The following is a 22,385-nucleotide window of genomic DNA, read 5'->3' as shown; positions in this document are numbered from 1 at the left end:
TTACTGATTTATGAATGTGCATAGAAATACTTTCATTTGAACACAAGGAGGAATAAATAATTCATGATTAATAGAACAATTGACGAAAAACTTGTTGAGGAATTGAAGGAAAAAATGGCAGAAGGGCTTTTACCTCAATGGGTCATAACCGACCCAGACATTTATGAGTTGGAACTGGAAAAAATATTTAGCAAAAAGTGGCAATTTCTTGGTCATGAAACTGAATTAAAAGAAAATGGAGATTTTGTCACTAGATGGATGGTGAACGATCCTGTCTTGATGGTGAAAAATAAAAAAGGCGAGATAAAAGCTTATCTAAATTCTTGTTCTCATCGTGGTACGCAATTATGCACCTCTGATCGAGGAAAAAAGAAAACGTTTACATGCCCCTACCATGGTTGGTCATATAATCTTGACGGGGATTTAGTCGGCATTGTAGCAGGAAATAAAATTTATGGAGAAGAAATGGTTAAAGATGATTGGGGCCTTCGTCCAATACCTAGAGTTGAAAGTTACCGAGGAATGATTTTTGGGTGTTTGGATTCAGAAGCAGAGACGTTAGAAGATTATTTAGGTGACATGAAATGGTATTTTGACATGATGCTCGGAAGAAGTGATAACGGCATGGAAGTTATTGGGCTGCCTCAGAGATGGGTAGCTAAAGCAAATTGGAAGTCGACACAAGAGAATTTTTCAGCAGATCCGTATCACGTCCAGACAACTCATCGGTCAACGGTGGAAATGGGAATAAGTCCCGAGGATCCGCTTTACGCTAGTTATGGGCATCAAATAGTAATGAATGATGGGCACGGATTAAATGTCATTACTTCTAAGACAGGTCGTTCTAAGTCTGCATTTCAAAGTATGCCTCAGTCGATGTGGCCAATGTTCCAACGAAACCTATCAGAGAAACAGGCGGATATTATGGAAAGAGTCACAGTTTTTGTTGGCGGGGTATATCCTAATCTGTCATTTGTGAGTCCAATTCATGGTACAGAGGGGGAAATGCATAACTACCTTAATTTTAGAGTTTGGCGACCACTGGGGCCTGATAAAGTAGAGGTTTGGTGTTGGTTTATGATTGATAAAGATGCCCCGGAGAGCTATAAGAAAGATGCATATCGAGGTTATTTGGGATCTTTTGGACCAACAGGGACGCTAGAACAGGATGACACAGAAACGTGGGCACGAATTGTGGAAGTTAGTAAAGCTTCCATGATGAAGAATAAAGAGCTTAATTATAATAATGTTAGTAACTATTTGATGGGATTTAGTAACGTGAAACCAGATAAAGATTTTCCGGGCCCAGGGACAGCATACCCAACAACATATGTGGATGCTTTATCGAGAAGAATGCACGAACACTGGCTAGACTTGATTACGAAAGATACTGTAAAGGAGGTAAATAAATGAGTTTCAGCGTAAGTTCTCAAGTTTCCCTTGAAATAAAGGATCAGATTAAAAACTTCCTTTACCAAGAATCTTTTTTCCTAGATAACCGAAAATATAAAGAATGGCTAGAATTATTATCTGATGATTTAAATTATGTGATGCCTATGCGAGAAACGAAAGAAGGAGTAAATGTTGATAATATTTCAGAGGACTCCGCATTTTTTGACGAAACGAAAGCCTCTCTTAGAACCAGAGTAAACCGTCTGTACACGAAATCTGCTTGGGTGGAAAACCCCTCAACTAGACAACGTCATTTTGTTTCAAATGTCTTCATTGAATTAGGAGACAAAACGGATGAATATAAGGTTCGGAGCTATTTCTTGTACAAAAGAAGTCGAGGTTCAATGGTAGAGACAGAAGAAATGTTTGGTCAACGTGATGATGTTGTTAGATTAATAGAGGGAGAATGGAAGTTGGTTTCTCGTCGGATTCTGCCTGATCAAACGGTGATGAGTACGATGAACATGAGTATGCTTTTATAATTTAAGAGAAAAGAGTTCATGTGTGAAGATGAGTAATTCTTGTATGAAAAAAATATCTGTAAGGGGGATTTTTTAATGGCTGGTAATAACGCAGTAGTGTTTACAAAACCTGGTGAAGTAGAAGTTCAAGACATAAGTTTTCCAGAATTGGTTTTACGCGATGGACCGGGAGTTAATCCACTAAATGTCGGAAGGAAATGTAACCATGGTGTTATTTTAAAGGTAATAACTACGAACATCTGTGGTAGTGACCAACATATGGTGAGAGGACGAACGACTGCACCGAGCGGATTGGTACTAGGTCATGAAATCACGGGTGAAGTTATTGAGGTGGGAAACGATGTTGAATTTATTAAAAAAGGTGACTTAGTATCTGTTCCATTCAACATTGCGTGTGGTCGTTGTACTAGCTGTAAACAGCAAAACACACATATTTGTGAAAATGTTAACCCAGAACGTCCTGGATCAGCTTATGGTTATGTAGATATGGGTGGCTGGGTTGGAGGCCAATCAGAATATGTCATGGTCCCATATGCAGATTTTCAGTTACTCAAATTTCCTGATAAAGATCAAGCTATGGAAAAAATTCTCGATTTAACGATGCTCTCTGATATATTCCCTACTGGATACCATGGTGCTGTTAGTGCAGGAGTCAGACTTGGAGCAACGGTTTATGTTGCCGGGGCAGGTCCTGTAGGTTTAGCTGCTGCTCATTCAGCACAACTTTTAGGTGCATCGGTTGTTATTGTCGGTGACTTAAATAATGATCGATTAGCCCAAGCTAGAAGTTTTGGATGTGAAACTGTTAACCTGCGAGAACATCCGAATTTAGCGGAACAAATAGAGCAAATATTAAAAGTTCCTGAAGTTGATTGTGCGATTGATTGCGTTGGATTCGAGGCACATGGGCATGGTGAGTCAAAAGAGGAAGCACCAGCAATTGTACTTAATTCAATCATGGAAGTAACGAAAGCAGGTGGAAGATTAGGTATACCTGGATTATATGTGACGGGAGACCCTGGGGCTGCTGACAATGATGCCAAACAAGGTACTTTAAAAGTTCGTCTTGGCTTAGGTTGGGCTAAGGCTCACACATTTGTTACCGGACAAACTCCAGTAATGAAGTACCATCGCGACCTAATGATGGCAATATTAAGTGGAAAAGCACAAATAGCTAAAGCTGTTAATGCGACGGTAATTTCTCTTGAGGAAGCTCCTAAAGGTTACCAGCAGTTCGACAGCGGAGTTTCAAAAAAGTTCGTGATTGATCCGCATAACATGGTGAGAAATAGATGAAGATTATCTAGTGATTAGTGGGTATCAAAGTTAGAAGTACAGAAGCTGGAAAGTGGATATATCTAAACGGTAACGATTATTTCGGGTATTCTCACTACAAAACCTTTACTAGCTAGAGTAGGTATTAATCCGCTAACAATACTTTTTCCTAAACCTAACGAATAAAAATTAATAATTTCTATTCGGAGTCATCCATTGAAAAACTGTTCAAAATGAGAAGAGTGTTTTGAATAGTTTATGGCATTGGGCCCTATTTAATAAATTATAGTGTGTTCCGCATAGGAGAACAATAATGTTTTATAAAGGACCGATATGAGATATTCTGAACTCAAGTAAGTAAGCACCAATTATTGAAAGCGTTATCATACCGTGGAATTTAATAAATTAGGAGGAAATCACGTATGAAATTACAAGATACTGAAAGTAATGTATCAGTTGAAAGAAAACTAAATACGACAGCTGATCAAATGTTAGAATCATTTCAGGAATTAGGGGTTTCTTATATCTTTGCAAATTTAGGCAGTGATCACCCTGCTTTAATTGAGAGTTTTGCTAGGTTTCAAGCAGAAGGAAGAAACATGCCAGAAGTCATTATTTGTCAACATGAGATGGTTGCATTAAGTGCTGCTCATGGATTTGCTCAGTTAACTGGAGAACCGCAAGTCGTTGTCATTCACGTTGACTGCGGGACACAAAATCTTGGCGGAGCTGTTCATAATGCAGCAAAAGGGAGAATACCAGTTTTGATTTTTGCTGGTACATCTCCTTCCACTCAAGAAGGGGAACTTACAGGCAGTCGAAATGAGTACATTCATTGGATTCAAGATGTATCTGATCAACGTGGGATTGTTAGGGAGTATGCTAAGTACACCAATGAAATTCGAACAGGGAGGAATGTCAAACAATTGCTCCATAGAGCGATGCAGCTTGCTCAAAGTGACCCTAAAGGTCCTGCATACTTAATCGCAGCACGTGAAGTGCTAGAGGAAGAAGTAGAGAAAGTTTCTTTAGACACTCAAAGATGGGGACCATTATCACCAGCTGCCATTCCGCCACAAAATGTGGAGGAGATTGCAGAAGAACTTATCAAAGCCGAAAACCCTTTGATTGTAACATCGTACGTTGGTCGAAAACGGGAAAGTGTTAGTGAACTTTTAAAACTGGTTGAACGTTTAGCAATTCCAGTTTTAGAATCAGCTCCAAGTTATTTGAATTTCCCTTCCGAACATCCATTACATGTTGGCTATGTATGGAATGAGCCAGGGCAAGATGAGCAGTTAGCAAAAGCAGATTTGGTTTTGGTTCTAGATAGCGATGTTCCTTGGATTCCGTTAAACAATAAGCCAGCTGAGGAGTGTAAGATTTATTATGTAGACGTTGATCCATTAAAAGAGAAAACCCCGCTTTGGTATATTCCTTCTCAGAGCTACTTTAAGGCGGACACTCTTATAGTTCTGCAACAGTTAAACGCTTATCTTAATAATAAACAACTCAACAAAGATATGATAAAGACGCGTTATGAGAAAGTTACACAATATCATCAAACACAGCGACTTGAATGGGCTAAACTTGAAGTACCTAGTGATGAGGGGAGAATTACTCCAGAGTTATTAACATCCTGTGTTAAAGAAGTCATTGATGAAGATACCGTTGTCATGAGTGAAACGATTACGAATTTTTCTACGGTAAATAAACATTTGCCTAGAGTAAAGCCAGGGACATACTTCACGATGGGGGCAAGTTCTCTTGGCTGGAATGGAGGAGCTGCAATCGGTGCAAAATTAGCTTCACCGGATAAACTAATAGTTAGCTTATGCGGTGATGGATGCTTTATCTTTAGTAACCCAACCCCCGTCCACTGGATGTCTAGAAAGTATAGTATTCCGTTTTTAACGATTATTTATAACAATGAACAATGGAATGCACCGAAATTTTCCGCATTAGGAGTACATCCTGAAGGAATTGCCAAACAAACGGATCAGTTCTGGACAAAATTTGGACCTTCTTCCGATTTAGCAAAAGTTGCTGAGGCAGCTGGTGGAGCCTATGCACTTACTGTGGTTAATCCAAATGATTTGAAAGAGGCTTTACAAAAAGCAGTTCAAGTCGTAAGAGATGGTAGATCAGCCGTAGTAGATGTTCGTATTACAGGGAAATAGTTCAAAAATATATTTCATAGATTCAAACTCTTTAGATTTCTATTTATTTAAATGTATCTTTTTAATTACTATCTAATCAATCACTATCAATAAGCTACTAGTAGAAGAACATATTAAAATAAGTTTATAAAAAAATAGGAGGAGTGGGCAACATGCAAAACTATGAAAATTATAACAAGAGCTTCATTGATGGAGAGTGGACGATGGGACTAAGTGATCGTTCTTATGACATTAGGAACCCGTATGATCATTCAATGATTGCGTCCGTTCCTTTAGCGACGGCTGAACAACTAGAAAACACATTCGAAATGGCAAGCAAGGCACAAAAAGAATGGGCAAAAAGTACAACGGAAGAACGGAAAGAGGTCCTTGAACGCGCGGCGGATTATTTAAAAGAAAATCGTGATGAAATTATAAGTGTCATCGGTCGAGAAACGGGTGGTAGTGTTTTAAAGGGGAATGTCGAGTTACATCTGACACTCGAATTCTTAGAAGAATCAATTAAATATGCGGGAGAAGTGAATAAGGTTCGAGAAGTACCGGAAGTAAATGGAAAACTAAATCATATTCATCGTTTACCACTTGGTGTAATCGCTTCCATATCACCATTTAACTTCCCGATGAATCTGTCTATGAGAACGATCGCTCCTGCTATCGCATTAGGAAATAGTGTCGTGCACAAACCGGATATTCAAGTTGGTTTAAGTGGGGGAGTCATCATTGCCAAAGCATTCGAACATGCCGGTCTGCCTAAAGGTGTATTAAACATGATGTTGACAGATATCGATGAAATAGGCGATGGCATGCTCGATAACCACCATTCCAAGCTTATTAGCTTTACAGGTTCCACCGCAGTTGGTCGCCATATTGGGGGTATTGCCGGTAAAAACTTGAAACGAGTGGCACTTGAACTGGGAGGGAATAGCCCGTTTGTCGTTTTATCAGATGCGGATGTGGATCGTGCTGTAGAGGCAGCGATCTTCGGGAAATTTATCCACCAGGGGCAAATTTGTATGATTATCAACCGATTGATCGTTCATAAGGATAAGTATGAAGAGTTTGTACAAAAGTTTGTAGAAAAAGCAAGCGCACTTCCGTATGGTGATACGAGTGATCCGAAAACTGTGATTGGCCCATTAGCGAATGAAAAACAATTAGAGAGAGCGTTGAAATTTGTGAAAGAAGCAAAGTTAGCGGGGGCGACGGTTGCCTTAGAAGGAAAACAAGTAGGAAATGTTCTTACCCCGTACGTGTTTACGAATGTAGATAATGCCAGTAGTTTAGCACAGAGTGAATTATTTGCTCCGATTGCACCAATTATTAAAGCGGAGTCAGATGAAGAAGCGATTAAATTAGCTAATGATACCGATCACGGGTTAAGTTCAGCGATATTTACAAGTGATTTGGCACGTGGAGAAGAGCTTGCATTGCAGGTTGATGCAGGTATGACACATATTAATGACCAAACAGTCAATGATGCTCCGAATATTCCGTTCGGAGGAACGAAAGCTAGTGGATTAGGTCGTTTTGGTAACCCTTGGGTAGTGGATGAATTTACGGTGACAAAATGGGTCTCTGTTCAAACCAAATACCGGGAATTTCCATTTTAAATAAATGGTGTAATTCTCATGAGGGTGCTTCACTTAGAGAATTGCACCTTTTTTACAAGGTAAAAAAGGTGACAGCTACCTTCACGCCGCACGTACCAAGGGAAACACACCCCTTTCTGAGTAGCACCTACAGGATATAACATAGGTGCTACTCGGGGTGGCGGATGCTGACGCCGTTTTTTAGACAATGAGTTCATAAAAGGTTTGAGAGATAAGGGAGGTTGTTAAAATTGAAAACAAAGGTAGGAATTATAGGTGCTGGTCCGGCTGGTCTTATGCTCTCACATCTACTTCATTTAGAAGGGATTGATTCGATAGTTCTGGAATCTCGATCAAGAGAAGAGATCGAAGGAACTATTCGGGCTGGAGTTCTTGAACAAGGGACTGTGGACCTCATCAATGCAGCTGGGCTTGGTGAGCGGATGATGAAAGAAGGAAAGATTCATCATGGAATTGAGCTTCAATACAATGGCCAAAGACATCGAGTGAATATGCACGAACTGACGGAGGGGAAAGAAATTATGGTTTATCCCCAGCATGAGGTTATTAAAGATTTGGTTTCTGCACGTTTAGATGCAGGGGGAGAGATATTTTTTAATGTTGAAGGTGTAACTCTTCATGGCATTTCTACTGAATCGCCACAAATTTTATTTAGTGACTTCGATGGAGAAGCACACGAATTGCACTGTGACTTTATTGCTGGGTGTGATGGATTCCATGGACCGAGTCGTAAAATGATACCTGAATTATTCCGTCAGGAAAAGCAAAAAATTTATCCTTTTGGTTGGTTAGGGATTCTTGCAGAAACTCCGATTGCAAATCCAGAGCTTATATACGCCAATCATGATAGGGGATTTGCATTGTTAAGCACAAGAACTCCAGAGTTACAACGACATTATATTCAAGTTGATCCGAAAGATGATATTTCCAATTGGTCTGATGACCGAATATGGACGGAACTGAAAACTCGTGTAGACACTAATGACGGTTGGGAGTTACCAGATGGTCCTATTGTTCAGAAAAATATCGTTTCTATGCGTAGTTTCGTTTGCGAACCGATGCAATATGGGCGACTATTTATTGCTGGCGATGCTGCACATATTGTTCCTCCGACTGGAGCTAAAGGTTTGAATCTAGCGATGACCGATATTCAAGTTTTGAAACAAGGAATCTCCAGATTTTATCGGTTTGGAGAAAAAGAACTGTTAAACAAATATTCGGAAATAGCTTTACGTCGTGTTTGGAAAGCGCAGCGGTTTTCATATTGGATGACGACAATGCTTCATACAGATCATAATAAAACATCATTTGAACGAAGTATTCAGCTAAGTGAATTGGATTATGTCACATCTTCTCGGGCAGCTTTAAAGAGTCTTGCTGAAAATTATGTTGGTTTACCATTAGAGTGGGAAGGTTCATCTCTCCTCGTATAGTTTAACGAGGGGGGATGGAAGGAGCGTTAGTAGAAACATTTATCAGTAAGTTGGCTTTATGATAGTTAATGAAAGTCAATAAGTTCATATTGTTATATTGCAAAATAAAAAGGTAATTACTAAGATATAAAACATTTTTGTGGTTCTGAAATGGATATCTGTGGAATGAACCAAGGATAGATGAGCAGTTAGCAAAAGCAGATTTAGTGTTGGTATTAGATAGTGGCGTTAAGCAATAAGCCCACAGACGATTGCAAGATATATTATGTAGTTGTTGATCCATAGAAAGTCCTCTTCTGATTTGGCAAAAGTTGCAGAGGCAGGTGGAGGAACCTTTGCTAGAACTATAGATGAGCCAAATGAATTAAAAGAAGTTTTACAAAAAGCCGTCCAAGTTGTAAGAGAAGGTTGATCAGCTGTGTTAGACGTTCGTATTACAGGAGAATAATTTATTTGATAGTTTGACCAAAGCAAGATTATGTGATCATTCGAAAATAAAATATCAGGTTTATTAACTAAAAAGGGGTGCAAAATGAAAAAACAAATATGGAAATGCTTACTTTGTCTTAGTATGATAGGTCTTTTAATTGTTGTTTTGGCAGCTTGTGGTGAAACAGATTCGGTTACAACCAATGAATCAAATAACTTAAATAATACTAATAACACAGAAAACACTGATAGTACAGATAACGACTCTAACAACACTACAAATCCATCAGGAGCGGTGGTCGATTTAACCATCTCTACTTTTATGCCAGGACCTCACCCACAACACACAGAAATTCTTGAACCATTTGTTGAGGAGATAGAAAAAGCAACAGATGGTCGTGTAACTGGCACATTATATACAGCCAATGCTCTAGGTGAAGCTAATGCTCAATACGATTTAGTTGTTAATGGTGTAGCTGATATGTCAATGTCTTTACACGGTTATACTCCAGGAAAATTCCCCCTTACAGGGGTTACCGAACTACCTTTTATGGGTGAAAATGCAACAGATGCTACTAAAATATTTTGGGGACTAAATGAGACGTTTCCCGAAATAGCAGAAGAGCACGAAGGTACAAAAATTGGCTGGTTATTTAAAAATGATCCTGCACAAATCTTAACAGTTGATAAGCCTATCCTTTCTCCTGAGGATCTAAAAGGTTTAAAAATAAGAACACCTTCTGCTTCAGCAAATGGAATATTAGAATCATACGGTGCGATCCCAGTTTCAATGCCTATGGGGGATGTATACGAGGGGATGCAAAAAGGTGTAGTTGATGGTGCATTAGCACCAGCATCTGTTATTACAAACTTCCAACTGGGTGATGTAACAAATTATATTACAAAAGGTAATTTCTATACAAGTAGTATCTTTGTAGTTATCAATCCTAATACATGGTCAGAAATCTCACAAGAAGATCAAACCGCCATCGAAGAGATTATTGGTGAGGGAATGGCAACTAAAGCTGCAGAGCTATATAACGTCGATGCTGAAGGTGGTTGGGATACTGCAACAGAAGCGGGGATTGATATTTACGAAATTCCTAAAGATGATCTTTCTATATGGAAAAAACCATTAGAGCCACTTTATGAAAAATGGATTGATGAGATGGAAGAAAAAGGATTACCAGGAAAAGAAGTATATGAGGAAGCTGTTCAACTTCGCGACCAAGGAGTGTAATTACTATGTTTATGAGTTTTTTGATTAATTTCGAGAAATTAGTAGGTATCTTGAACAGTATTTCTTCTAAAGTCTCTGCAACACTCTTATTTTTAATGATGATCTTAACGTTTAGTGATGTAACAGGGCGCTTTTTATGGCGACCTGTTACAGGCACTTATGAGCTAACGTATTTATGGCTAGCGCTAATTGTTTTTTTAAGTCTAGGTTATACGCAACAGAAAAAGGGGCACATATCAGTTGGTGTTTTTATTGATAAACTGTCTGTAAGAGCACAGGCTGTTGTGGATGGTATCACATATATCATTATTCTGGTGCTGTTAGTATTGATGACTTGGCAAACTTATTCTTATGCCAACCAAGTATCAAGTAGTGTAACTGGAGATCTTAAGCTTCCTGTTAGTATATTTGTACTAGTTTCTGCAGTAGGTATTTTGTTTTATGCTTTGACAGTAATCGTAGATTTTTTGAAAGCTATACAGAAGGTGGTGCATCCAAATGAGTCCTGAAGTAGTTGGAATTATCGGGATCATTAGTTTATTTGTTCTTATCTTGCTTCGTGTCCAAGTTGGCATTGCCTTGCTTTTAGTTGGCTTTACAGGTTATTTGTATCTATCTGGGACTAATGTTGCTTTAGCACAGTTAGGTATGAGTGCTTTTGGAACGGCTAGTAAGTATAGTTTGAGTGTCATGCCAATGTTTATTCTAATGGGGATGTTTCTATCTTATAGTGGTCTGGCTAAGGACTTGTTTAAAGCTGTTGATCACTGGGTCGGACATATCAGAGGGGGCATTGGGATGGCAACGATTGGCGCAGCAGCGATCTTTTCATCCATATCAGGATCAGTCAATGCAACAACAGCAACTCTAGCTAAAGTTGCGCTTCCAGAAATGAAAGACTACAACTATCATCCAGGTTTATCCTCTGGATGTGTAGCGGCAGGCGGAACACTTGGTGTTTTAATCCCTCCTAGTGTTATTCTAATTTTATATGGTGTGTTAACCATGGAACCTGTTGGAACATTGTTAATTGCTGGTTTAATTCCCGGTATAATTCTAGCATTTCTATTTATGCTGACTGTTTATATTCAGGTTAGAAGAAAGCCATCACTTGCACCAAATCAACAAAGCCCTTCATCTTTTCGGGTGAAAATAAAATCATTAAGCAAAATTTGGCCTTTTGGTCTTATTTTCTTGCTAAGTATTGGGGGTATCTACTTTGGTTTCTTTACACCGACTGAAGCCGGGGGAGTAGGTGCATTTGGAGCATTGTTATTTTCAATTTTAACAAAACGTCTTGGCTGGAAAGGATTATTTGCTTCTTTAGAAGAGACGATACGTTTAACTTCAATGATTTTCATTATTTTGATAGGTGCAACTTTATTTGGACAATTCTTGGCAATGAGTAGAGTTCCTACGGCAGTAACTTCAATGGTTATCGGTTTAGATGTTTCGCCATTTGTTATTATTGGCATCATCTTAGTAATCTATTTTATTTTAGGATTATTTTTGGAAGGCATAGCAATTTTAGTATTGACACTTCCTATTGTTTATCCGCTAATTATTCAGTTAGGATTTGATGGGATATGGTTCGGTATCATTATGATAATGGTATTTAATATGGGGGTAATTACTCCGCCATTAGGAATCAGTGTTTATGTTATAAATGGTGTTAATAAAGACATCCCTATACAAACAATCTTTAGGGGGGTTACTCCAATGCTGATTACTATGATTATCTTTACTATTCTTCTAGTTATTTTCCCTCAAATAGTTATGACTTTGCCTAATTTAATGCGGTGATTAATTCAACTGCAGTTTGTTGTAATAAATTAGGATTTCAATGTAGTATGTGTTTTATCTCAGGCAGCTTTAAAGAGTCTTGCTGAAAATTATGTTGGTTTACCATTAGAGTGGGAGGGATCCTCAATCTCTGTGTAATATGCTTTCTTTTGGAATGGAAAGGAAGATGTCTTACTGCAAAGTTTGAATGTCAAATTAAAAATGTAAGGGTTTTCATAACAACCCTTACATTCTATCTAATAGCAACTTTTATTTACCTAATAATGCATTCGTTCCTTTTGAGAACTTTTTCTCCGGCGGCCAAGCAGAAAGATCAAAGGGGAAATCAGATCCTGGCACGATGCGGTCTTCACCAACTGTTTTTGCTAAATATTCTAAACTAGAAGAGTTCCAAAGAACGTTATCATACCAAAAATCTCTTAAATACTCGATTGGTTGTTTGTTTAAATTGTTAGAGACTAGAGGCCATTGTTCATACCCTTTGTTTAATCGGCCAATCTGATAAGGTAAAAACCCACCACCATGTGCTAAAAGTATTTTCACTTTACTGTATTGATCCAACAGACCACTTAATAAAATGTCCGTTGCGCATATAGTTGTTTCCCAAGGAACACCAATTAAATTTGGCATCATCCGCTGTTTTAAACGTGGATCTTCACTTAATAAAGGATGAATAAAAATAATGGCTTCTTGACTGTTAGCTTCCTCCCAAAAGGGAGCAAAATGGGGATTTGACAATAACTGTCCGTTTAATCCTGGTCCAATTATTGCTCCTTTTAACCCTTGTCTCATAGCATCTTTTAGATCGAGTACTGCTTGTGTGGGATTATTCAGGGAGACGGTTGCTAAGGCGGATAATTGTCCTCTGCTTGATTCGACCCATTTAGCGAGAGAGTTATTGTAAACAGAGGAAAGCTCACTTGTGATTTCAGAAGGGAAGTCATATAAAAATAATTGTGGAATTGGTGAAACAACTGCATGAGTGACACCAACTCTATTCATTTGATCAAGATATAAGTTTGCATGAATAAACTCGTGTTTTAGCTCGAAAGCCCATTTGTCATTAATAGACAGAAAGTCTTCTTTAGCAGGGTCCTTTTGAATCCATTTTGCCTGTAACGTTTTCTTGTTGTCTTTAATCCAGGTTATGACATCTTCAGGAACGAAATGAGTATGGAAATCATGCATCAATATTCTCTCCCTTTTATTAGTATTAGTTAAATCTTATATAACCTAATCTTTCCGAAATGGTTTTCCCGGCTTCTACTACTCTTTTTATATGAGATGGAATGGAATGGTTATTAACTCGCTGAATGGGCCCGACAATATTAACCGAGGCAATCACCTGTCCAGTATAATCTCTAACGGGGGCTGCAATAGAAACAACGCCTTCGGAAAACTCCTCTCTACTGATCGCGTATCCGTCATTTCGAATCTCTTCAAGGGTTCGAAGAAAGATATCTGGATCAATAATCGTATTTTTTGTGTAAGGTTCCAAGCCTTTTTCAAGTGTTTTTTTAATAATGTATTCATCATTAAAAGCTAACAAGACTTTTCCGGAACTTGTACAGTAAGCAGGATTTCTTCTACCAATATGTGTAAAAGCACGTACATGATGCTTACTTTCATATTTGTGCAGATAAATAACATCAAGCTCATCGAGAATGGCTAAATGAGAGGTCTCTCCAGTTTTTTCTACCAATTGATGTAAGACAGGCATTGCTTCTTTGTGAATTTCAAAATTAGACGTACAGACACTGGCAAGCGACAAAATGGATAGTCCTAACCGGTAACGATTGTTTTCAGGGTTTTTTTCTACAAAACCTTCACTGGCTAGAGTAGACATTAAACGACTGACCGTACTTTTTCCTAATCCCAATGAGTTCGCTAAATCAGTTACCTTTTTTTCGGAGTCATCCATTGAAAAACTTTTTAGAATACGCAAAGCATTTTTCACAGAAGACAAGTTATAATCTTTCTTCTTCGTTTCTACTTCCGACATCGGCACCACTCCTTATTAATATTTGTTGCGTATAGAGGAATGTAAGTCTTTTATAGTGTATAAAATTACTATATCACAAGTGGTTAAAAAAGTATGAATAATTTAAATAATATAAAAAATATTATTTTGTTTCGTATAAAAGAACAAACGTGTTTTATAAGGGACAATTATAAGATATTCTTAGTTTAATAAATAGAGAACATTAAATGGAGGGAAAAACATGAAAGCGTTAACTTCAGTAGGTATTGATTGTCAGCACTTTATTAATGGTCAGTATCGGGAATCACTCAGTAAAAAAACATTTGAAAATATTAATCCTGCAAATGAAGATATTTTAGGATCTGTTGCAGAAGGTGGGAAAGAAGATATTGATTTAGCTGTTTCTTCAGCAAGGAGAGCTCTTAAAGGAAGATGGAAAACAATGCCGGTAACGGAACGGTCTAAAATTCTTCGTAAGGTAGGAGATCTTATATTAGAACGAAAAGAAGAATTAGCTCAATTGGAATCACTAGATACTGGAAAGCCAATCTGGTTATCACGTTCAGTTGATATTCCGAGAGCAGCCTATAATTTTCATTTTTTTGCTGATTACATGACTAGTGTCGGGACCGAAGCTTACCAACATGACGATCTAGCAATGAACTATGCAGTACGGAAACCAGTTGGAGTTGTAGGATTAATAAATCCTTGGAATTTACCTTTGCTGTTACTTACTTGGAAGCTTGCACCTTGTTTGGCAGCGGGAAATACGGCTGTCATGAAACCAGCAGAGTGGACGCCGATGACAGCCACTGTCTTAGCAGAAATTTGTAAAGAGGCAGGAATTCCTGATGGTGTAGTTAATGTTGTTCACGGATTTGGACCAAATTCCGCAGGAGCTGCTTTAACAGAACATCCTGATGTTGATGCCATTACATTTACAGGTGAAACAACAACTGGTACAGCAATAATGAAAGCCGCAGCACCTACGTTAAAAAAGCTGTCTTATGAATTAGGCGGGAAAAACCCTAATATCATTTTTGCTGATTCAGATATTGATGAAGTTCTTGATACAACAATCAAATCCAGTTTTATCAACCAAGGTCAAGTTTGCCTTTGTGGCTCAAGGATTTATGTAGAAAGACCTGCCTATGATGAATTCATCGAAAAATTCAAAGCACGAGCAGAAAAACTTGTTGTGGGTGATCCATTCGATGAGAATACGAATACAGGTGCAATGATTGGTAAAGAGCATTACGAGCGGGTTTTGAGTTTTATAGAATTAGCGAAAGAAGAAGGCGGGAATATAATCGTTGGCGGAAAAAGACCAGAAGGCTTTGAAAAAGGTTATTATCTAGAACCTACGATGATTACAGGATTAGACAGGAATGCACGATGTATCCGTGAGGAAATATTCGGACCAGTTGTAACAGTTACACCTTTTGATCTTGAAGATGAAGTCATCGCACAGGTCAATGATTCTGAATATGGTCTAAGTGCTACTATTTGGACGAATGATTTACGTCGAGCACATCGAGTGGCTGATTCTGTCGAGGCAGGAATTATCTGGGTAAATACTTGGTTTCTTAGAGATCTGCGAACTCCGTTTGGTGGGTTAAAACAAAGCGGTATTGGCCGTGAAGGTGGAATGCATAGTTTTGATTTTTACAGTGAACTGAAAAATGTATGTATTAAATATTAAGAAGTAGAAGGAGGATCATTTAATGGATATAACGGAATCTTATGCAAATAGATTACTTATAGCTGAAAAAGAAAGAGTTGGAATAGCAGCTTTAACGGATGAAAATCCGTCTTTTTCAACAACAGATGCCTATGCTGTTCAATTAGAAATAATTAAACAAAAACAACAATCAGGCCAGCAAATTGTCGGTAAAAAAATTGGATTAACATCGGTAGCTATGCAGGAATTGCTGGGAGTCGATGAACCAGATTATGGTCATTTACTCCATGGGATGGTGGTTGAAAACGGAAGCGAAGTTTCCTTTGAACGTGTAATGCAACCAAAAGTAGAAGGCGAAATAGCCTTTGTCTTAAACAAAGATTTAAAAGGACCAAATGTGACAGCATTGGAGGTATTACAAGCAACAGATTACATTTTGCCGGCGCTTGAAATTGTCGACAGTCGTGTGAAAGACTGGAAAATCAAATTACCGGATACGATAGCGGATAACGCATCTAGTGGACTTTATGTTTTAGGGGGTACACCTAAGAGGATTGATAAGATTGATCTTTCACAAGTTGGAATGGTGTTGTTAAAAAACGGTGAAGTTGTCAATACGGGAGTCGGGGCAGCTGTTATGGGTCATCCGGCTAATTGTGTGGCATGGCTGGCAAACAAATTGAGTGAATTTGATATCACGCTGAACAAAGGGGAAGTTATACTTTCAGGTGCTCTTTCCGCTGCGGTGAATGCTGAACCCGGAGATGTATTTACGGCAAAAATTGCACACCTGGGTGAAGTGTCTGTTCGTTTTTCCTCATAACACTAACTCGTTTAAGGGTTTGAAAATGCGATCACTTATTGGAAGGGGAATTATATGGAGAAAGTAAAAGTAGCCATCATAGGGACAGGGAACATAGGGACGGACTTAATGCTAAAACTTGAACGTTCTGAAACTCTTCAACTAACAGCCTTAATAGGTATTGACCCAGATTCAGATGGTGTTAAAAGAGCAAAGGAAAGAGGGTACAAAACGTTCACAGATGGATTGGAAGACTTTTTAAAGACGAACGAAAGTCTTGCTGAGATTTTTTTCGATGCAACTTCCGCTAAAGCACATGTACGTCACGCCAAGCTACTTAAGGCGGAAGGGAAGCAAGTTTTAGACTTGACTCCGGCGGCTAGGGGACCATTTGTCGTACCTGTTGTTAATCTAGGGGAGCATTTAGATTCAGAAAATATCAATCTGATTACTTGTGGTGGTCAAGCGACTATACCGATGGTTCACGCCGTTAATAGAGTCTGTTCTGTTGATTATGCTGAGATTGTAGCAACCATATCCAGTAAGAGTGCCGGACCTGGAACAAGAGCAAATATTGACGAATTCACGCAAACTACTGCACTTGGAATTGAAAAGGTTGGAGGGGCAAAAAAAGGGAAAGCAATTATTATTTTAAATCCAGCTGAGCCCCCTATATTAATGAGAGATACGGTTTACGCATTAGTAGAAGAAGGAGCAATGGATGAAGATAAAGTTAGAGAATCAATCAAAGAAATGGAAGCGTCCGTTCAATCGTACGTTCCAGGATATCATTTACGCACAGAACCAATCATAGAGGGAAATAGAGTGACTGTCTTTATAGAAGTGGAAGGTGCTGGAGACTATTTGCCTAAGTACTCAGGCAACTTGGATATTATGACAGCTGCAGCAGTCAAAGTGGCAGAAGAGTTTGCCAAGAAAAAACTCAACGTTCACCAATAATAGAATTTTAACTAATACTAGTAGGAAAGGATTTTTCGCTATGATTAAAAGTCGTGACATAACGATTACCGAAGTTGCTTTACGTGATGGTAGTCATGCCATTGGACATCAATATACATTGGAACAAGTAACGGCAGTGAGCAAAGCACTAGATGAAGCAAATGTGCCTTATATTGAAGTTTCTCACGGTGATGGATTGGGAGGTTCGTCTCAGCAATTTGGAACATCATTGACCGATGAAATGAAGTTGATCGAAGCTGCTGTTTCTGTAAGTAAGCATGCTAAAGTTGCAGTGCTTTTGTTACCAGGTGTCGGAACAATGAAAGACTTAAGACAAGCGGCGGATATCGGAGCGAAAATGGCAAGAGTAGCGACTCATGTAACAGAAGCAGATGTATCTCCACAACATATAAACCTAGCAAAAGAACTTGGAATGGAAACAGTAGGGTTCTTGATGATGTCTCACATGGCACCAGTCGCAAAATTAGTCGAGCAAGCCAAATTAATGGAAAGCTACGGCGCAGATACCGTTTATGTTGTTGACTCTGCAGGGGCATTATTACCTCACGAAGTACGTGAACGTATTAGAGCAATGCGCCAAGAACTAACAGTAAATATTGGTTTTCACGGTCATAATAATTTATCGCTGGCAATGGCTAACACTCTGGTAGCTATTGAAGAAGGTGCTACGAGGATTGACGGAAGTATTCGTTGTTTAGGAGCGGGAGCAGGGAATACACAAACGGAAGTGTTGATTGCTGTTTTGGAAAGACTGGGGCTTAACACAGGGGTCGATTTATACAAAATGATGGATTTGGCTGAAAATATTGTAGCTCCAATTTTGAAAAAGCCTCAAGAAATTGCTAAAGATAGCCTTGTAATGGGGTACGCAGGTGTATACTCAAGCTTTTTACTTCATGCACAACGTGCGGCTAAACAATTCAACATTGATTCTCGTGATATTTTAATTGAGCTTGGCAAGCGTAAAGTTGTTGGGGGCCAAGAAGATATGATTATTGATGTCGCATCGGAAATTGCTAAAAGACAAAAAATTGTAAACGCATAATGGGAGAGTGAGAAGGTTGAATAAAACAGAGATTGCTAAGTTCTTACTAGATGCAGAGCTTGAAAGACAGGATGTTGTAAAAATAACAGCAAATAAAGTTCCGGATTTAACAGTAGAAGAAGCATATGAGATTCAACAAGAGCTAGTTACCTTAAAGCTTGAACAAGGGCATTCGATTGTTGGACCAAAAATGGGATTAACAAGCAGAGCTAAAATGAAGCAGATGAATGTAGAAGATCCTATTTACGGTTATATTTTTGACAATATGGTTGTTCAAGATGGAACTGCTATTTCATTATCAGATTTTATTCATCCTAAGGTGGAAGCCGAAATTGCGTTTATCCTAGGCAAAGATATTGAAGGTCCCGGCATAACAGGGGCTCAAGTTTTAGCAGCTACAGAACATGTGGTGTCAGCTCTGGAAATAATCGACAGTAGATATGAAAATTTTAACTTCACTTTACCGGATGTTATTGCGGACAATGCTTCATCTTCAAAAGTTGTTTTTGGTAACCTCATTCGAAAGCCCGAAGAGTTAGAACTAGATTTAGTCGGAACAACCTTAACAATTAATGGGGAAATAAGAGATCTAGGTGCAGGTGCAGCAGTAGTCGGTCATCCTGCCAATTCTGTCGCCATGTTAGCAAACATGCTTCATCGAAAAGGTGATAAATTAAAAGCTGGGCAAATCATTCTGACGGGTGGCATTACAGGTGCAGTCCAATTATCAAACGGCGATGTTGTTTCAGCGAAATTAGATGGTTTAGGAGAAGTTTCTTTTTCTGTGAAGGAATAAAAAAGAATACTGTGATCTTTTATGAAACATGAATGGGATATCACATTATTTTTTCTAAATTTTCTGTAAAAACAATACAAATTTACCGGTAATAGAATATAATTGAACGTATAGCATTTTTGAAGGGAAGGTTTTAATGCCTATTGTAAACGTTAACATTATGGAAGGGCGTCCAAAAGAAAAGATTGAAAAGGTGATTTCCGAAATAACAGCTACAATGTCAAATACATTAGATGTACCAAAGGAAACTGTGAGAGTGATTGTTACCGAAATTCCGAAGACTCATTGGGGAATAGCAGGAGAATCTGTTTCTAAGAGAAATGCCTCTAAATAGTCCAATGATTGAACGAAAAATTAGGAGGTAATATTGCATGACGATTGAATTGGGTGTATTGGCGGCTCACGTACCTAGTATTAGTCATCGAGAGAATGTTCCTGATTTTCAGCAAGAAATGGTGACTAACATGGATGAAATCGGGGAACAAATTGCAGAACTTAAACCTGATGCCATTGTAATTGTTTCGTGTCATTGGATTTCTACATTTCATCATTATGTAGATGTACTGCCAACGCATAAGGGTGTATTAACTGCATTTGAATGTCCGGATATTATTTCAGATGTACCTTATAATTACCCCGGTGATCAGGAGCTTGGAGAAGCAATGGTACGGGCCGGAAAACATGCCCGTCTTCCAGTAATTCCAGTAAAGGATCCAACGTATGTTTGGGATTATGGTACAGTAGTACCTTTAAAGTATTTTATTCCAAAAGAAGACATCCCGGTTGTAAATCTATCTATTACACAGGCAGCCAGTTTGGAAGAAACAATGAAGTGGGGCCAGGCAATTAGAGAAGAGTTAGATAAAACGGATAAGAGAATAGTCTTTGTATTTAGTGGAGCGCTTGCTCATAATCTCGTTCGTGGACGTCATCATATGCCAACGATATCAGAGCAAGCGTTAGATAAACAGTTTATCGATTATGTGATGAATAAAGATATGAAGTCTATCGAAGAAATGCTTCCTCAATATGCGCGGGTAGCGGGTGTAGAGGGCGGTGGACGTCATCTAGCCATGTTGCTTGGTGTTTTAGGAGACGATTATAAGCCATTCTTCCACAGTTACGCTCAATCTTCAGGCAGTGGAAATGCAATTATCACTTTTGAGCGAGAAGGTGCGAAAGAAAAGGTTTAACTATTATATAAATATGGAAGTATTGCTCTCTACCAATTAATATGGTGGAGAGCTTTTGCATGAAAAATGAATAATTTTATTCAAGCTATATCCTCTTAACTGAGCAAATGCTTTTAAAGAACTTAACTATGATAAGACATTCCTACAAAAACAGCTAAAATCTTCATTAAAACACGTGTTAAATTTTGACAATTAATCCATTACACCTGTGATACATTGATGAGAATCGGTGTTTTAAGGATGGTGTTATGTGAAAAAATGTTGTTTATACTTTGTTTGTACATGGATATTAATAGGAGCGGCTTGTAGCAATTCTGACGAGGTAGTGGTTTCCAAGGATAATAACGAAAATGTGGACAAGCAGCAAAGTGGCAATGTGATTGTTGAAGAAGGTTTAGACGAACCAGTGGAAGTAGATACAGAAGATCAATCTGAAGAACCGATGGAAGTACTTTTTGAAGCAATCGATATAGAAAATTATCATCATGAGAATATTCATTTTGAAGTTAATGGAGAAAAGGAACTAGAACAGAGATCTCCCGAGGATATTATTTTTCCGGAAGTTTACACGGAGGTGGAAGGCGTTCTGACGTTCAGAGGAGGTCCACTACGCGATTCACCTTCTTATGGAACGATAAGCGCTACTGAAATGGAGCTAGAGGAGCAATGGAATTTTACAACTAGTGCTAATCCTGATTGGGGTGGGGGCGCTGGCTGGACTGGGCAACCGGCAATTGTAAAGTGGGATAATGAGATTAAGCAACTGATGAATATAAAAGAAAAATTCAAGGGAAAAGATAATTTTGTAGAAGTTATACAAGGCTCGCTTGATGGACATGTGTATTTTTTAGATTTAGAAACAGGAGAACAAACAAGGGATCCTATTGCGATTAAAAATCCGATTAAAGGCTCGTTGTCGATCGACAGTCGAGGCTATCCCCTTTTATATCTTGGGGATGGGATTCCGCAACATGAAAAATTCGGTTTTTATATATTTAGCCTGATAGATAGTAAGTTACTGCATTATATTCCTGGTCGAGATGAGTTTGCGTATCGTGATTGGGGAGCTTTTGATGGATCCGCCTTGATAAATAGACATTCCGACTCGTTAGTCGTAGGCGGCGAAAATGGCGTATTTTACAATGTTGCTTTAAACACTGATTTTGATAAAGAGCAAGGAACAATTGCTATCGATCCCGTGATCAGTAACATGCGGTATAAGATTGAAGGAAATGATTATCAAGGAATCGAAAACTCTGTTGCGATTTTCAAAAATATTGCTTATTTTGCTGATAATGGAGGTTCTATAGTATCCATTGATTTAGAGAACAACCATCCGGTATGGGGGCTTCCTTCATTAGATGACACAGACGCATCTATTGTTGTCGATGAAGTAGATGATACTCCACATCTGTACACTGCTTCTGAAGTGGATATTCAAGGTCGAAATGGGAATGCTTATCTGAGAAAAATTCATGGACTCACCGGGGAAGTAATATGGGAAAAGAGCTACCCGGCATTTTATAATCCGGATGTGAATGGAGGCGTGCTAGCAACGCCAGTTTTAGGTAAGGAAAACATGGAAGATTTAATCGTGTTCACGATTGCTCGCCATAGAAGTTTTAATGAGGGTATCATGGTGGCATTGGATCGACAGACCGGAGAAGAAAAGTGGAGATGGCATATGGAGCAATATGCTTGGAGTTCGGCTGTAGCCGTCTATGATAAAGCCGGAAACGGATTCCTTGTTCAAGCGGACTCTACGGGGAATGTTCATATTATCGATGGTGATACGGGAAAAGTGCTGACTACGAAGAATTTCGGTTACAACATTGAAGCCTCACCGGCCATTTATAATGATAGTATTATCTTCGCAAGCCGAGGTGGACTTATACATCATGTGATGATTAAATAGAGAAAGTGAAAGTATTTGAATAGACTGCAAAAATAATATGAGAAAAAAGGAAAGCTACTATGGAATCATCCTCCATAGTAGCTTTCT

19 protein-coding genes are annotated in these 22,385 nt (G+C 38.6%); 17 read left to right on the top strand and 2 right to left on the bottom strand.

All coding sequences use genetic code 11. The annotated features are described in order from the left end of the window. Positions 1–63: 63 nt before the first annotated feature. From ACHABW_RS19395 to ACHABW_RS19355, 9 genes are all read left to right on the top strand, one after another. Positions 64–1,413: an aromatic ring-hydroxylating oxygenase subunit alpha gene (locus ACHABW_RS19395; protein WP_435757731.1), complete on the top strand. Its 1,350-nt coding sequence runs from the start codon at positions 64–66 to the stop codon at positions 1,411–1,413. Beyond that, positions 1,410–1,934: a 3-phenylpropionate/cinnamic acid dioxygenase subunit beta gene (locus ACHABW_RS19390; RefSeq protein WP_435757729.1), complete on the top strand. Its 525-nt coding sequence runs from the start codon at positions 1,410–1,412 to the stop codon at positions 1,932–1,934. Before ACHABW_RS19395 ends, ACHABW_RS19390 begins: the two co-directional genes overlap by 4 nt. Before the next feature lie 75 nt (positions 1,935–2,009). Beyond that, positions 2,010–3,230 (top strand): formaldehyde dehydrogenase, glutathione-independent, encoded by a 1,221-nt coding sequence (gene fdhA / locus ACHABW_RS19385; protein WP_435757727.1) that lies wholly within the window; start codon positions 2,010–2,012, stop codon positions 3,228–3,230. A gap of 401 nt (positions 3,231–3,631) precedes the next feature. Then, a complete protein-coding gene (locus ACHABW_RS19380; protein ID WP_435757725.1) occupies positions 3,632–5,389 on the top strand; it encodes a thiamine pyrophosphate-requiring protein in 1,758 nt (585 codons plus the stop codon). 152 nt (positions 5,390–5,541) lie between these two features. After that, positions 5,542–6,999: an aldehyde dehydrogenase family protein gene (locus ACHABW_RS19375; protein WP_435757723.1), complete on the top strand. Its 1,458-nt coding sequence runs from the start codon at positions 5,542–5,544 to the stop codon at positions 6,997–6,999. Between the two features lie 230 nt (positions 7,000–7,229). Beyond that, complete coding sequence (locus ACHABW_RS19370; RefSeq protein WP_435757721.1) at positions 7,230–8,432, top strand: 4-hydroxybenzoate 3-monooxygenase; 1,203 nt, start codon at positions 7,230–7,232, stop codon at positions 8,430–8,432. 532 nt (positions 8,433–8,964) lie between these two features. Beyond that, on the top strand, positions 8,965–10,101 hold the full coding sequence (locus ACHABW_RS19365; protein ID WP_435757719.1) for a TRAP transporter substrate-binding protein: 1,137 nt from the start codon (positions 8,965–8,967) through the stop codon (positions 10,099–10,101). 5 nt (positions 10,102–10,106) lie between these two features. After that, positions 10,107–10,610, top strand: coding sequence for a TRAP transporter small permease subunit (locus ACHABW_RS19360; RefSeq protein ID WP_435757717.1), 504 nt, complete (start codon positions 10,107–10,109; stop codon positions 10,608–10,610). Then, positions 10,600–11,904: a TRAP transporter large permease gene (locus ACHABW_RS19355; RefSeq protein WP_435757715.1), complete on the top strand. Its 1,305-nt coding sequence runs from the start codon at positions 10,600–10,602 to the stop codon at positions 11,902–11,904. The genes ACHABW_RS19360 and ACHABW_RS19355 overlap by 11 nt, the downstream gene beginning before the upstream one ends. Positions 11,905–12,153: 249 nt before the next feature. On the opposite strand, the gene ACHABW_RS19350 is transcribed toward ACHABW_RS19355, so the two are convergent. Continuing rightward, complete coding sequence (locus ACHABW_RS19350) at positions 12,154–13,092, bottom strand: amidohydrolase family protein (protein WP_435757713.1); 939 nt, start codon at positions 13,090–13,092, stop codon at positions 12,154–12,156. Between the two features lie 25 nt (positions 13,093–13,117). Further along, positions 13,118–13,906 (bottom strand): IclR family transcriptional regulator, encoded by a 789-nt coding sequence (locus tag ACHABW_RS19345; RefSeq protein WP_110937427.1) that lies wholly within the window; start codon positions 13,904–13,906, stop codon positions 13,118–13,120. A 220-nt stretch (positions 13,907–14,126) separates the two neighbouring features. On the opposite strand from ACHABW_RS19345, the gene ACHABW_RS19340 reads away from it, so the two are divergent. The 8 genes from ACHABW_RS19340 to ACHABW_RS19305 all read left to right on the top strand — a co-directional run bounded on the left by ACHABW_RS19340 (position 14,127) and on the right by ACHABW_RS19305 (position 22,298). Next, positions 14,127–15,587 (top strand): aldehyde dehydrogenase, encoded by a 1,461-nt coding sequence (locus ACHABW_RS19340; protein ID WP_435757711.1) that lies wholly within the window; start codon positions 14,127–14,129, stop codon positions 15,585–15,587. A 22-nt stretch (positions 15,588–15,609) separates the two neighbouring features. Next, complete coding sequence (locus ACHABW_RS19335; RefSeq protein ID WP_435757709.1) at positions 15,610–16,389, top strand: 2-keto-4-pentenoate hydratase; 780 nt, start codon at positions 15,610–15,612, stop codon at positions 16,387–16,389. Positions 16,390–16,443: 54 nt separating this feature from the next. Then, entirely contained in the window at positions 16,444–17,328 is an 885-nt protein-coding gene (locus ACHABW_RS19330) for an acetaldehyde dehydrogenase (acetylating) (RefSeq protein ID WP_435757707.1), read from the top strand. Positions 17,329–17,368: 40 nt separating this feature from the next. Beyond that, entirely contained in the window at positions 17,369–18,394 is a 1,026-nt protein-coding gene (dmpG, locus tag ACHABW_RS19325) for a 4-hydroxy-2-oxovalerate aldolase (RefSeq protein WP_435757705.1), read from the top strand. A gap of 16 nt (positions 18,395–18,410) precedes the next feature. After that, on the top strand, positions 18,411–19,190 hold the full coding sequence (locus ACHABW_RS19320; protein ID WP_435757703.1) for a 2-keto-4-pentenoate hydratase: 780 nt from the start codon (positions 18,411–18,413) through the stop codon (positions 19,188–19,190). 136 nt (positions 19,191–19,326) lie between these two features. Next, positions 19,327–19,524 carry a 4-oxalocrotonate tautomerase gene (locus tag ACHABW_RS19315; RefSeq protein ID WP_110937421.1) on the top strand — a complete coding sequence of 66 codons (198 nt, stop codon included), beginning with the start codon at positions 19,327–19,329 and terminating at the stop codon, positions 19,522–19,524. A gap of 37 nt (positions 19,525–19,561) precedes the next feature. Then, positions 19,562–20,383 (top strand): extradiol ring-cleavage dioxygenase, encoded by an 822-nt coding sequence (locus tag ACHABW_RS19310; RefSeq protein ID WP_110937420.1) that lies wholly within the window; start codon positions 19,562–19,564, stop codon positions 20,381–20,383. Between the two features lie 250 nt (positions 20,384–20,633). Further along, on the top strand, positions 20,634–22,298 hold the full coding sequence (locus ACHABW_RS19305; RefSeq protein WP_435757700.1) for a PQQ-binding-like beta-propeller repeat protein: 1,665 nt from the start codon (positions 20,634–20,636) through the stop codon (positions 22,296–22,298). Positions 22,299–22,385 lie beyond the last annotated feature (87 nt).

The sequence above is a fragment of the Salipaludibacillus sp. CF4.18 genome (genome assembly GCF_051262595.1).
Classification (GTDB): Bacteria; Bacillota; Bacilli; order Bacillales; family Salisediminibacteriaceae; genus Salipaludibacillus; species Salipaludibacillus neizhouensis.
The sequence above is the reverse complement of the archived record's forward strand: the minus strand, read 5'-3'. Positions and strand labels throughout refer to the sequence as shown.

Excerpts from the sequence above, each read along its gene's own strand:
- ACHABW_RS19390 (WP_435757729.1), top strand. The coding sequence starts at position 1,410 with ATGAGTTTCAGCGTAAGTTCTCAAGTTTCCCTTGAAATAAAGGATCAG.
- ACHABW_RS19375 (WP_435757723.1), top strand. The coding sequence starts at position 5,542 with ATGCAAAACTATGAAAATTATAACAAGAGCTTCATTGATGGAGAGTGG.
- fdhA (WP_435757727.1), top strand. The coding sequence starts at position 2,010 with ATGGCTGGTAATAACGCAGTAGTGTTTACAAAACCTGGTGAAGTAGAA.
- ACHABW_RS19330 (WP_435757707.1), top strand. The coding sequence starts at position 16,444 with ATGGAGAAAGTAAAAGTAGCCATCATAGGGACAGGGAACATAGGGACG.
- ACHABW_RS19355 (WP_435757715.1), top strand. The coding sequence starts at position 10,600 with ATGAGTCCTGAAGTAGTTGGAATTATCGGGATCATTAGTTTATTTGTT.
- ACHABW_RS19395 (WP_435757731.1), top strand. The coding sequence starts at position 64 with ATGATTAATAGAACAATTGACGAAAAACTTGTTGAGGAATTGAAGGAA.
- ACHABW_RS19310 (WP_110937420.1), top strand. The coding sequence starts at position 19,562 with ATGACGATTGAATTGGGTGTATTGGCGGCTCACGTACCTAGTATTAGT.
- ACHABW_RS19380 (WP_435757725.1), top strand. The coding sequence starts at position 3,632 with ATGAAATTACAAGATACTGAAAGTAATGTATCAGTTGAAAGAAAACTA.
- ACHABW_RS19365 (WP_435757719.1), top strand. The coding sequence starts at position 8,965 with ATGAAAAAACAAATATGGAAATGCTTACTTTGTCTTAGTATGATAGGT.
- ACHABW_RS19335 (WP_435757709.1), top strand. The coding sequence starts at position 15,610 with ATGGATATAACGGAATCTTATGCAAATAGATTACTTATAGCTGAAAAA.
- ACHABW_RS19360 (WP_435757717.1), top strand. The coding sequence starts at position 10,107 with ATGTTTATGAGTTTTTTGATTAATTTCGAGAAATTAGTAGGTATCTTG.
- dmpG (WP_435757705.1), top strand. The coding sequence starts at position 17,369 with ATGATTAAAAGTCGTGACATAACGATTACCGAAGTTGCTTTACGTGAT.
- ACHABW_RS19340 (WP_435757711.1), top strand. The coding sequence starts at position 14,127 with ATGAAAGCGTTAACTTCAGTAGGTATTGATTGTCAGCACTTTATTAAT.
- ACHABW_RS19315 (WP_110937421.1), top strand. The coding sequence starts at position 19,327 with ATGCCTATTGTAAACGTTAACATTATGGAAGGGCGTCCAAAAGAAAAG.
- ACHABW_RS19345 (WP_110937427.1), bottom strand. The coding sequence starts at position 13,906 with ATGTCGGAAGTAGAAACGAAGAAGAAAGATTATAACTTGTCTTCTGTG.
- ACHABW_RS19350 (WP_435757713.1), bottom strand. The coding sequence starts at position 13,092 with ATGCATGATTTCCATACTCATTTCGTTCCTGAAGATGTCATAACCTGG.